This window comes from Citrobacter sp. S55_ASV_140 (genome assembly GCF_018919505.1).
In the GTDB taxonomy this organism is placed as follows: Bacteria; Pseudomonadota; Gammaproteobacteria; order Enterobacterales; family Enterobacteriaceae; genus Citrobacter; species Citrobacter werkmanii.
Genome location: NZ_JAHLQZ010000128.1, coordinates 1 through 11,818, shown reverse-complemented (window position 1 = coordinate 11,818; position 11,818 = coordinate 1). Strand labels below are relative to the sequence as shown.

General features: G+C 50.2%; 12 protein-coding genes. 6 read left to right on the top strand and 6 right to left on the bottom strand.

Features of this window, described 5'->3' with window-relative positions; all coding sequences use genetic code 11:
- Positions 1-130: 130 nt before the first annotated feature.
- Entirely contained in the window at positions 131-316 is a 186-nt protein-coding gene (locus KQJ18_RS16810) for a glycine cleavage system protein T (protein WP_223229568.1), read from the top strand.
- 52 nt (positions 317-368) lie between these two features.
- On the top strand, positions 369-2,819 hold the full coding sequence (gene glgP / locus KQJ18_RS16805; RefSeq protein WP_216422351.1) for a glycogen phosphorylase: 2,451 nt from the start codon (positions 369-371) through the stop codon (positions 2,817-2,819).
- Positions 2,820-2,850: 31 nt separating this feature from the next.
- Here glgP and KQJ18_RS16800 read toward each other — a convergent pair whose 3' ends face one another.
- Positions 2,851-3,777 (bottom strand): LysR family transcriptional regulator, encoded by a 927-nt coding sequence (locus KQJ18_RS16800; RefSeq protein WP_121528816.1) that lies wholly within the window; start codon positions 3,775-3,777, stop codon positions 2,851-2,853.
- Between the two features lie 220 nt (positions 3,778-3,997).
- Between KQJ18_RS16800 and bssR the strand changes: the two genes are divergently transcribed.
- Entirely contained in the window at positions 3,998-4,381 is a 384-nt protein-coding gene (gene bssR, locus KQJ18_RS16795; protein WP_006685335.1) for a biofilm formation regulator BssR, read from the top strand.
- A 102-nt stretch (positions 4,382-4,483) separates the two neighbouring features.
- Positions 4,484-5,581 (top strand): PQQ-dependent sugar dehydrogenase, encoded by a 1,098-nt coding sequence (locus KQJ18_RS16790; protein ID WP_199978793.1) that lies wholly within the window; start codon positions 4,484-4,486, stop codon positions 5,579-5,581.
- Positions 5,582-5,586: 5 nt separating this feature from the next.
- Here the strand turns inward: KQJ18_RS16790 and KQJ18_RS16785 are convergent, their stop codons facing one another.
- Positions 5,587-6,213, bottom strand: coding sequence for a glutathione S-transferase family protein (locus KQJ18_RS16785; protein WP_216422350.1), 627 nt, complete (start codon positions 6,211-6,213; stop codon positions 5,587-5,589).
- Between the two features lie 329 nt (positions 6,214-6,542).
- Between KQJ18_RS16785 and dacC the strand changes: the two genes are divergently transcribed.
- Positions 6,543-7,745 (top strand): serine-type D-Ala-D-Ala carboxypeptidase, encoded by a 1,203-nt coding sequence (gene dacC / locus KQJ18_RS16780; RefSeq protein ID WP_032940149.1) that lies wholly within the window; start codon positions 6,543-6,545, stop codon positions 7,743-7,745.
- Between the two features lie 48 nt (positions 7,746-7,793).
- Here dacC and deoR read toward each other — a convergent pair whose 3' ends face one another.
- Together deoR and ybjG are read right to left on the bottom strand one after the other, a co-directional pair.
- On the bottom strand, positions 7,794-8,552 hold the full coding sequence (deoR, locus tag KQJ18_RS16775) for a DNA-binding transcriptional repressor DeoR (RefSeq protein WP_042309541.1): 759 nt from the start codon (positions 8,550-8,552) through the stop codon (positions 7,794-7,796).
- A gap of 63 nt (positions 8,553-8,615) precedes the next feature.
- On the bottom strand, positions 8,616-9,224 hold the full coding sequence (ybjG, locus tag KQJ18_RS16770) for an undecaprenyl-diphosphate phosphatase (RefSeq protein WP_216422349.1): 609 nt from the start codon (positions 9,222-9,224) through the stop codon (positions 8,616-8,618).
- 296 nt (positions 9,225-9,520) lie between these two features.
- Between ybjG and KQJ18_RS16765 the strand changes: the two genes are divergently transcribed.
- Entirely contained in the window at positions 9,521-10,753 is a 1,233-nt protein-coding gene (locus KQJ18_RS16765) for an MFS transporter (protein ID WP_038639204.1), read from the top strand.
- Between the two features lie 27 nt (positions 10,754-10,780).
- Here KQJ18_RS16765 and KQJ18_RS16760 read toward each other — a convergent pair whose 3' ends face one another.
- Complete coding sequence (locus tag KQJ18_RS16760) at positions 10,781-11,062, bottom strand: hypothetical protein (protein WP_038639207.1); 282 nt, start codon at positions 11,060-11,062, stop codon at positions 10,781-10,783.
- Between the two features lie 108 nt (positions 11,063-11,170).
- A partial coding sequence (locus KQJ18_RS16755) for a Cof-type HAD-IIB family hydrolase (RefSeq protein WP_216422348.1) occupies positions 11,171-11,818 on the bottom strand: 648 nt, incomplete at its 5' end.

Sequence of the window (11,818 nt, the reverse complement as noted above, 5' to 3'; positions counted from 1 at the left end):
CCTATAAATAGTGGATCGGTTAGCGGAAGGTGTTTAGCGAGTCTAATTCCGGCTTTAAGTGTCACTTCTTGGCTGTAGAAATTAATTAGCGTAAATTTTATCTCGTCGAGCGTTATTAATGAGGTTAAATTTGAAAGATATTGTTTTGCAGTCGAAACTTGAAATGGCTAAAACTCTTTATGCTAATGGTGTGAGTTTATATTATATCTCACTGGCCACAGGCTTAAGTTGGCGTGCATTAATGACAGAATTAACGTTTATCGCCAGTCATGAAATTATTCGGCAAAAAACTGACGCTCGCAAACCCAGAGTTTAAATAATTCACCTGTCTATTACCCATCCTGCAAAATTTGAAAGGTAACGTTAATATGTATATTTCGCCACTGCCGCTCGCGGCGGACTCTGATGTTGATAAATTGAGAGATGATATTGCTAATAAACTTTTATTTACTATTGGCAAAGATCCCGCCATCGCCACGAAACGGGAGTGGCTTAATGCGACGTTATATGCGGTACGCGATCGAATGGTCGAGCGCTGGCACCGTTCTAATCGGGCACAATTCTCTCAGGATGCGCGCCAGGTTTATTATCTGTCGATGGAATTTTTAATTGGCCGTACGCTGTCTAATGCGTTGCTCTCGTTAGATATTTACGACGAAGTCAGAAGCGCGCTTGAGGCAATGGGGCTGGAACTGGAAGAGCTGATTGACGAGGAAAATGATCCTGGACTTGGGAATGGCGGCCTTGGACGACTGGCGGCTTGTTTCCTTGATTCGCTGGCAACGCTTGGCCTGCCGGGATGCGGATACGGCATTCGCTATAACTACGGTATGTTTAAACAAAATATTGTCGATGGCGTGCAAAAAGAGTCGCTGGACTATTGGTTAGAATATGGTAATCCGTGGGAATTCAAACGTCATAATACGCATTATAAAGTGCGCTTTGGCGGGCGACTGCAACAAGAAGGGAATAAAACCCGCTGGCTTGAAACTGAAGATATTCTGGCGGTGGCCCATGATCAGATTATCCCCGGCTATGCGACGGACACCACCAATACATTGCGGTTGTGGAACGTTCAGGTAAATAGTGAGGTCAATGCGGGCAAACTGAATCAGCAGGAAGACTTTGCTACGGAAGTGGAAAACAAATATCACTTCGAGCGGATCTCGCGAGTTTTGTACCCGGATGATTCGACTGATGCAGGGCGAGAACTGCGTTTACGCCAGGCCTATTTCCTGGCCTCGGCCACGATTCAGGACATCCTGAGCCGACATTATCAGTTGCACCGCACATACGATAATCTGGCCGATAAAATCGCTATCCACCTCAATGATACGCATCCGGTGCTGGCGATCCCTGAGCTGATGCGTTTGTTGATCGATCATCACCAGTTTAGTTGGGATAACGCGTTTGACGTGACCTGTCAGATTTTTTCTTATACCAACCATACGTTGATGAGCGAGGCGCTGGAAACCTGGCCGGTAGAAATGTTAAGTCGAATTTTACCGCGTCATTTGCAGATTATTTTTGAGATTAACGACCGCTTCCTGAAGACGTTACAGGAGCGCTATCGCGATGACAGTGAACTGTTGCAGCGCGTATCGCTGATTGATGAATCTAATGGGCGCGTGGTGCGCATGGCCTGGCTGGCGGTGGTTGTCAGCCATAAGGTAAATGGCGTGTCGGCGTTGCATTCAAAACTGATGACCGACTCTCTGTTTGCTGATTTTGCGCGTATATTTCCTCTGCGTTTCACCAACGTAACCAACGGTGTCACGGCGCGGCGTTGGCTGGCGCTGGCTAATCCTCCGCTTGCCAATGTGCTGGATGAGAATATTGGCGAAAGCTGGCGGACCAAATTAATGCAATTGGGCGAGTTAAAGCAATACATAGATTATCCGACGGTGAATGAGGCGGTACGCCGGGCGAAGTATGAAAATAAGCAGCGACTGGCGCAACATATTGCCACCTATTACGGCGTGGTGGTGAATCCAGATGCGTTGTTTGATGTGCAGGTGAAACGTATTCACGAATACAAGCGGCAGCTTATGAATGTGCTGCATGTGATCACGCGCTATAACCGGATTAAAGCCGCGCCGGATGCCAACTGGGTTCCACGGGTGAATATTTTTGCCGGAAAAGCCGCCTCGTCTTATTACATGGCGAAGCAAATTATCCGCTTAATTAATGATGTGGCGCAGTTAGTCAACAATGACCCGCAAACAGGCGGCAAACTGAAGGTGGTTTTCATCCCGGATTACAGCGTTAGTCTCGCACAGCTAATTATTCCGGCTGCCGATCTGTCAGAGCAAATTTCCCTGGCCGGGACGGAAGCCTCCGGGACCAGCAATATGAAGTTTGGTATGAATGGCGCGTTGACCATCGGTACGCTCGACGGTGCGAATATTGAAATGCGCGAGTACGTTGGGGAAGATAACATCTTCATCTTTGGTAATACGGCTAATCAGGTTGCAGCCTTACGACGCGATGGCTATGACCCGCGACGCCTCTTTGAAAATGATGAGGAACTGCACCTGGCGCTGACGCAAATCGGTACGGGTATGTTCAGCCCTCAGGAGCCCGGACGTTACAGAGACGTGCTGGATTCATTAATCAATTTTGGCGACAACTATCAGGTGTTGGCGGATTACCGCAGCTATGTGAACTGTCAGGATGCGGTGGATGAGCTGTATCGAACTCCCCGGGAGTGGACGACCAGGACGATGCACAATATTGCCAACATGGGGTATTTCTCATCGGACAGAACGGTGCAGGAATATGCCGACCATATCTGGCGCATAGCTAAAATTCACGTATAGCAATTTTCCCAACGCTGAGCCTCCCTGGTTTTCATAACAGGGAGGCGGTTTGCAAATCGGCCAGAATGGGGGAGAGGATCTTATGGGTATTGCTGTCTTTGCGCGATGAAGCAAACACGCTAAATTGCGGCAGGGGAAACGGCGTGTTTATTTTTTTCAGCCCATACAGATGAGCATGTGTTGCAAATACCTTTTCCGGGATCACCCCTATACAATGGGTATTGGATACAATCGTCAGTATCGCCGTAAATGATGAGGTCAGCAGGCAGCGATCCCCGGATCTGAATTTTTTATCTACAATACTGCGATGGTAAATGATTTTTTCATTCTTGGTATTATAACCCACCAGGTTCGCGTTTCTGAATTGTGCTTCGCTAATGGAACTACCGTATAAATCGTTATTCTGCGACGCTACCAGTACCAGGCGCATATCGCATATTTTCTGGCATGAAAGGCTTGCTGACTCAACGGAAAAAGTTGAAAAAATGGCATCCGCCTGGCGCATATTCAATAACTCAATAATGCTCTGTTCATTCAGGTCGGCGGTGAGATGCAAGAGACTGATATCGGCGTCGGTATCGATTATCCTCGCGGTAACGTCGGGAATGACGATAGGGGAAATAAAAGATTCCGTATAGAGCGTTAGCCTTTTTTTGGCGGCAGGCGTGGAAAGCGGCATCAGCAACGACAGTTTGTCGATAATAGGGATCGTTTTATCATAAAGCTCATCAGAGTAGACCGTCGGTAACAGCGCATTTCCGCTGCGGACAAACAGATTATCCCCCATCATTTCGCGCAGTTTTCTCAAGGACTGGCTGACGGCAGAGGGTGAGATATTCAACATATCAGCGACTCGGGAGATACTGCCTACGCTATAGATCAAACAGAAAATCGTCAGCAGATTGAGATCAATTTTTGAGAGCGTGCGAATTTTCTCTGCATCATTTGCTTTCGACATAGACCCCTCATAATCAGCACTACGGCAGTAATCACATCAGGTATAGCAAAAAATGTCATGCCAGCGGGAAACTGACTCTTTTCGCTAAGCGCATCGCCTGGAGTTGTAACATTGTAAATTATGTTAATCAATTGAGCTTTGTTGATGTAGGACATCTATTTGTTCAAAAAACAACCATACTATTAAGTTGCACCATGGTTGGAAAGAGGAGGAACAAAGTATGGTTGTTGACAGACTGAGAACCGATCTTCTCAACAAATTGATAAACGCCCGTATCGAACTTGCCGCTTATCTGCTGTTGAGAAAAGCGAAAGGCTACATGTCAGTCAGCGAGAGCGATCGTCTGCGTGATAATTTTTTTGTGCTGAATCGCGAATTGCACGAGCAATCACAGCTTCACGGTATGCATCTTGATCAGGAAGAGTGGAATGCCCTTCATCGTGCTGAAGGGGCGTTAGCCGCCGCCGCTGTTTGTCTTATGAGTGGACATCACGATTGTCCAACTTTTATCGCCGTTAACGCAGAGAAACTGGAAAACTGCCTGACAACGCTGACGCTGAGCATCCAGTGTTTGCAATCTTATCCAACGCTGGAACACGTCTGAATCAGGGGGAGGGCGCTCCCCCTTTTCGTTAAGATTATGTAAATGTGACGGGGTAATTCCCCCTGCTGGCTACGCTTTATGCAGAGCCATTAAGGAGGTGTTATGCGTCGACTCTTTCTCTGTGCTATCCCACTTGCGCTATTTTCCTCTTATGCCGCCGCGGTAAAGGTGGAGGTGCTGCAAACCAAACTTGATCACCCGTGGTCGCTGGCTTTTTTACCCGATAATCGCGGTATATTAATTACCCTTAAAGGAGGTCAGCTTCGACTTTGGCAACCTGATAAGGGGCTTTCCGACCCGCTGACCGGCGTACCTAAAGTCTGGGCGAATGGTCAGGGAGGATTGTTGGATGTGGCGTTAGCGCCTGATTTTGCACAATCCCGGCGAGTGTGGCTCAGCTTTGCTGAAGTCGACAGTGAAGGTAAAGCCGGCACGGCGGTAGGTTACGGACGCCTGAGCGACGATCTCAAACACCTGCAAGCGTTCCAGACCGTTTTTCGCCAACAGCCGAAGCTCTCAACCGGAAACCATTTTGGCGGGCGCATGGTGTTTGATGGCCATGGCTATCTGTTTATTGGCCTGGGTGAAAATAACCAACGTGCAACCGCGCAGGATCTGGATAAATTGCAGGGCAAGGTGGTACGTCTGACCGACGAGGGCAAAACACCGCCGGATAATCCGTTTGTGAATCAGGCGGGGGCGCGGGCAGAAATTTGGTCGTATGGCATCCGTAATCCACAAGGTATGGCGATGAATCCGTGGAGTGATGCGCTGTGGCTCAATGAGCATGGTCCGCGCGGAGGCGATGAAATCAATATCCCCGCAAGAGGCAAAAACTACGGTTGGCCGATCGCGACCTGGGGGATTAACTATAGTGGTCTCAAAATTCCCGAAGCAAAAGGCCAAATTGTTGCGGGTACTGAGCAACCCATCTTTTACTGGGAAAAGTCACCGGCGGTCAGCGGAATGGCTTTTTATCATAGCGATACCTTCCCGCAGTGGCGGCAGAAGTTATTCATTGGCGCATTGAAAGATAAAGAGGTGATCGTGCTGAGCGTCAAAGGGAATGCGGTCACGGAGGATGGTCGCATTTTACAGGATAGAGGGCAGCGGATCCGCGATGTGCGCGTCGGACCAGACGGCTATTTGTACGTGTTAACCGACGAGTCCGACGGGGAATTATTGAAAGTGAGTCCCTGAGCTGATTAGCTGACCGGGATCATTACCACTTTTTGAAATGCCGGGCGTTCAGTCAGTTGCTGATACCAGCGTTCCAGGTGTGGACGCGGGGTCCAGGTGAGACCAACGTTGAACAGGTTATAGACGAATGGCGCAATGGCGATATCCGCCGTGCCGAATTCAGCTCCGGAGAACCACGGCTGGTCCGCCAGCGTGTTATCCAGAATAGCAAACAGGTTATCGCAAACCTGAGTACTTGCCTCAATGGCTGCCATGTCGCGCTGATCGGCCGGCGTTCTGACCAGACCAAATAAGATAACCCGGTGCGTAGGACTCAGCGTCTGGTTCGCCCAGTCCATCCATTTTTCGCCGACGGCACGCGCGGCCGGGGCGTCAATCCATAAGCGATTTTGTCCGTACTGAGCCGCCAGATAACGGACAATGGTATTTGATTCCCACAGGACAACGTCCGTTTCATCATCGCGTAGCAGTGGGACCAACCCGTTCGGGTTCATCGCCAGATAGTCGGCGTCGCGGTTACCGCCATGCTGCCCGCCCGCCAGAATTTGGTTGTACGGCAGTTCCAGTTCTTCAAGCGTCCACAATACTTTTTTTACGTTGGTCGAGTTATTGCGACCCCACAGTGTAATCATAGTAACCCCGCAAATTAATTGAGCAGCTTCATGGCTGCAGATACCCTCTGACTCGCTCACATGGTGGGGTAAACCTAATATTTACGCAACAACGTCTAAAAAAATCGTGCCAGGGGCAGCGCTGCGCGGCGTTATTGCATAAACTTTAAAAACTTTACCAACTTACGGTTTCTTTAAGCTCGTTAGTGCGTTATTACTCACCGCACTTATTTTACACGTCATCCATCAGACTTTTTCTGCAATGGGTTGGCCGAGGTTGTCTGGCCAGTTTTGTGTAAACACGGTGTGGTATGACGTGGTTTTTTAGAATGGATACTCGGGTGGCATTTATGACGCAATACTTCTCTTCACTTCGCAGCTTTGCTGCAGGTTCTGCACTCTTAATCCTTTTGGCGCCGACCGTACAGGCGGCGGAGCAACCCACGGCTCCTCCGAGCGTGGACGCGCGTGCATGGATCCTGATGGATTACGCCAGCGGCAAGGTGCTGGCGGAAGGTAATGCTGATGAGAAACTGGATCCTGCCAGTCTGACCAAGATTATGACCAGCTATGTGGTCGGTCAGGCGCTGAAGGCCGGAAAAATTAATCTCAACGACATGGTCACCGTGGGCAAAGATGCCTGGGCGACCGGTAATCCGGCCCTGCGCGGTTCGTCGGTTATGTTCCTCAAACCTGGCGATCAGGTTGCGGTATCCGATCTGAACAAAGGCGTTATCATTCAGTCTGGTAATGATGCCTGTATCGCACTCGCTGATTACGTTGCCGGGAGCCAGGAGTCCTTCATCGGTCTGATGAACGGTTACGCGAAAAAGCTGGGACTGACCAATACCACGTTCCAGACGGTGCATGGCCTGGATGCGGCAGGGCAGTTCAGTACCGCGCGTGATATGGCGTTGCTTGGCAAGGCGTTAATCCACGATGTGCCCGAAGAGTACGCTATTCACAAAGAGAAAGAGTTTACCTTTAATAAAATTCGCCAGCCGAACCGCAACCGTCTGTTGTGGAGCACCAACCTGAACGTGGACGGAATGAAAACCGGTACCACAGCGGGCGCAGGTTATAACCTCGTCGCTTCCGCGACCCAGGGGGATATGCGCCTGATCTCCGTCGTGCTGGGAGCAAAAACCGACCGTATCCGTTTTAATGAATCCGAAAAGCTGCTGACCTGGGGCTTCCGCTTCTTTGAAACCGTTACGCCGATCAAGCCGGATGCCACCTTCGTGACTCAGCGCGTCTGGTTTGGCGATAAGAGCGAAGTCAATTTGGGTGCCGGGGAAGCGGGTTCGGTTACCATCCCGCGCGGTCAGCTTAAGAACCTGAAAGCCAGCTTTACGCTGACCGAGCCACAGTTAACCGCGCCGCTGAAAAAGGGGCAGGTTGTGGGGACTATCGACTTCCAGTTGAACGGTAAATCTATCGAGCAGCGTCCGTTGATGGTGATGGAAGCGGTGGAAGAAGGTGGTTTCTTTAGCCGGATGTGGGATTTTGTGATGATGAAGTTCCACCAGTGGTTTGGCGGTTGGTTCTCTTAATCTAACCGATTGCCGGATGGCGCTACTATCGCTGTCCGGCAGTATCACCTAATACAACAGCTTTATGCGTTGCGCCTTAGCGTATTCCACAAACTCATCGTCGGGGCGGCTATCACTGATGATGGTATCAAAACGTTTTAATTCCCCCATCCTCGCAGGACGTACCTTCCCAAACTTGCTGTGGTCGACCACCAGAACGTGATGCTGCGCCATCGACATTGCCCAGTGTTTCACCGCTAATTCTTCCAGATTAAAGCAGGTCGCGCCTTTCTCAATGTGCACGCCTGCCGCGGAATAAAAGGCGATATCCGGGCACAGATTATTCAGTGTTTCCTGAAAATCGAGCGGTTTGAAGATGGCGTTACTGGCATGAAATTCCCCACCACACAGAATGACGCGACACTGCGGTTTTTCCTGCAATACCAGAAACGTATTTAGCGAGTAGCAGATTGCGGTGAAAGGCAGTTCATTGTCGATAGCCTCAATAATCCACGGCGTGGTCGTGCCGCAGTCGAAAAAGATGGTCTGATGCGCCTGTACGAGGCTCGCCGCCTGCTGGGCGGCACGGCGCTTTTCATCAACCAGACGGGATTTTTGATCGCTGATTAAATAGTGGTTGGCGCTGCGGGGCTCCAGAACAATATAGCCCCCGAGCAAGACGACAGGCGCATTGTTATTATTCAGGTCGCGACGAATGGTCATCTCAGATACGCCCAGCAGCGTCGCGGCTTCTTTGAGGTGTAATTTATCGCTGCGTTTCAGCGCCTGTAGCAACTGACCAATACGCTCGTCGCGTCGAGTTTCCATAGTTCCCCTGGAGAGTAGTATAAGTGCTCGTATTGCGCCTAATACTACTCTTTTTACCGTGGGTTAGTCACGCACCCAGCCTTTACGGATGGGCAGAGCGAAACAGGTGCGATAGCAGGTCTGCAAGCCGAAATATAGGGTAGCGCCGAACCGTTGCCAGATCATCTGGGCGCTCAGGCAGCCGATCAGCCCAGCCAGGAATCCACCCAGCATATCCAGCGGCCAGTGTACGCCAAGGTAAACGCGCGACCATGCAATCGCCACGGCGACAACCATCAGCAGCGCGCCAGTCCACAGACGATGCCAGAACAGGAAAGCCAGAGCAAAAGTAAAGATAACCGTGCCGTGATCGCTCGGGAAAGAGTCATCCGCCGCATGGTAGAGGAAGTTGTACCCAATGTGGTTAACGAACGGACGATCGTGGGGGAACAGATGCCCCATCAGCCATGAAATAGTCAGGCCGACTGCCAGCGCTATCGCCATTTTTATGACCAACTGGCGCTGGAGAGTAACCTGAGCGCGCGGTCCCCAAAGCCAGAGAATAACGGCTAACAGCGGGACAATGCTGATTAAATCTTTGGCAATAAATATGGCGAGCGAGATAGCCCATTGCGCAGAGTCCGGCGTGGCATTGATGAGATAAAAAAGCGAGTTGTTCAGATTTTCCAGCATAACGTCCAGACTCAGTGTAATTGTTAAAAGGCCCATAGGGGGAGAGCATAAAATTGCTGTTACAGGATAAAAAGCGGTCTTGTCTTATTTGTCTGCTAAATGACTATTTTTAAGACAATTAATGGGACTTATTGAGTATGATAGCGGCCTCAACTTAAATTAACCTTAAAGCAAAATGTTCTTGAGCAAATGAATGTAAAAATGTGCGCATTTTGCTTTCAAATCACATAATTCACTATCACCGGTACGGCGCATTTATTACACTTTGCGCGTTTTTTCCTTTGCTAAGAGACTGCATGCAAAACCGTTTATCTTCAGGCGCCCGGTTGGGGCGTCAGGCATTACTTTTTCCTCTCTGTCTGGTGCTTTACGAATTCTCTACTTATATCGGTAACGATATGATCCAACCTGGAATGTTGGCGGTGGTGGAGCAATATCAGGCCGGATTAGACTGGGTACCCACTTCCATGACTGCCTATCTGGCGGGTGGCATGTTTTTACAGTGGCTGTTAGGACCGCTGTCGGATCGTATTGGTCGTCGCCCGGTGATGTTAACCGGTGTGCTGTGGTTCATTGTGACCTGCCTTGCGACTCTGCTGGCACAGAATATTGAGCAATTTACCTTTCTGCGTTTCTTGCAGGGGATAAGCCTGTGCTTTATTGGCGCGGTGGGTTACGCCGCAATTCAGGAATCTTTTGAGGAAGCGGTATGCATTAAAATTACCGCGCTGATGGCAAACGTGGCGCTGATTGCGCCGCTGCTGGGACCGTTAGTTGGCGCGGCCTGGGTGCATGTTCTGCCGTGGGAAGGGATGTTTATCCTGTTTGCCGCCCTCGCAGCTATCTCCTTTTTTGGCCTGCAACGCGCGATGCCGGAAACGGCGACCCGGCTTGGTGAAAAACTGTCCATTAAAGATCTGGGTAAAGATTATAAGCTGGTGCTAAAAAATGGGCGTTTTGTTGCCGGCGCGCTGGCGTTGGGTTTTGTCAGCCTGCCGTTACTGGCATGGATTGCCCAGTCGCCGATTATTATCATCAGCGGAGAACACCTCAGCAGTTACGAATATGGCCTGTTGCAGGTGCCGATTTTTGGGGCGCTGATTGCTGGTAATCTGGTGCTGGCGCGTCTGACTTCGCGCAAGACCGTGCGTTCGCTGATTATCATGGGCGGCTGGCCTATCGCCGTCGGGCTGGTGATTGCCGCGGCGGCCACGGTGGTGTCATCCCATGCGTATTTGTGGATGACGGCGGGTTTGAGTATCTATGCGTTTGGCATTGGCGTGGCGAATGCGGGGCTGGTCCGCCTGACGTTGTTTGCCAGTGAAATGAGTAAGGGTACGGTTTCTGCCGCCATGGGCATGTTGCAGATGCTGATTTTTACCGTCGGTATTGAGTTGAGCAAACATGCTTATCTGCTGGGAGGAAACGGCTTGTTCAGCCTGTTTAATCTGGCAAGCGGCGTACTGTGGCTGATATTGATGGTTATCTTTCTGAAAGATAAACGGGTAGGGAATTCCCGGGAAGGCTGAAGCCCGGTTGCCCGGGCTTCGCAAAACTTAGTGGTGATCGTCAATCTGATGTTCGATGATCATCCCTTCACCTACGCTGGCAACATGTCGCGCATAAGGATGCGCGCGATAGACCGGGGCCGGGGCAGGTGCCGGCGCAACATACACCGTTTGCGGCGCGGTCGTCACGCTGACCGCCTGCGGAACGCTGACGGAAGAGGGCACGACCACCACTTTATAACCGCTTGGTACATCCACGGTAACGCTTTGTGCAAATGCTGTTCCGGTAAAGCCCAGCAACAATGTCGCCATCAGTACACTTTTCTTCATGATCCGCTCGCCTGAAGTAATCACCGGAGGTAATAATCCAGTGGAGTTAATTTGAGGCGGATTATGAATAGATCATATCATCATTTTGTTGCCGTCTGTGCTGAGGCGTTAATGCGTAAACGGCGCTTCGTTTTTTAATACGCGGTCGATAACATCCAGCACACCCTCTTCATTGTTCGATCCCGCGCGATATTTTGCCGCCTGGACAACCGGTTCGTGAGCGTTGGCCATTGCGAAACTAAATCCCGCCTGACGCAGCATCTCAATATCATTTCCGCCATCGCCAAACACAACAACCTCGTCGTCGCTAATATTCCAGCGTTTTTGCAGCAGGCGCAGACCGTTTGCCTTATGCACACCTGGAATAATTAAATCGATGCTGCCGTAGCCGGTATGCACCGGTACCATGATATCGCCAATTGCCTCATGGAGATCGGCCTGCACCTGCGGGATACGGTCGTCTGAAATATTCAGCCCGAATTTGAAAAAAACGTCGTTAAGGTTGTCAAAATTATCTACAAATTCAAGACGATGATAGTACATGGCGGAAACGGATTTATGCTCATCGCTGTATTTTTTGAGCGTATAGGCGCTGTTTTTACCGCAGGCGATAATGTCGATGTCCGTACGGGTCAACAGATGATCCACGATGGCCTTGAAATCGTCTTTTGCCAGTTCACCGTTAAAAATATCTTTCCCTTCACTGACTACCCAACCGCCGTTTTCAGCGACAAATGAGATTTCATTGGCCAGTTC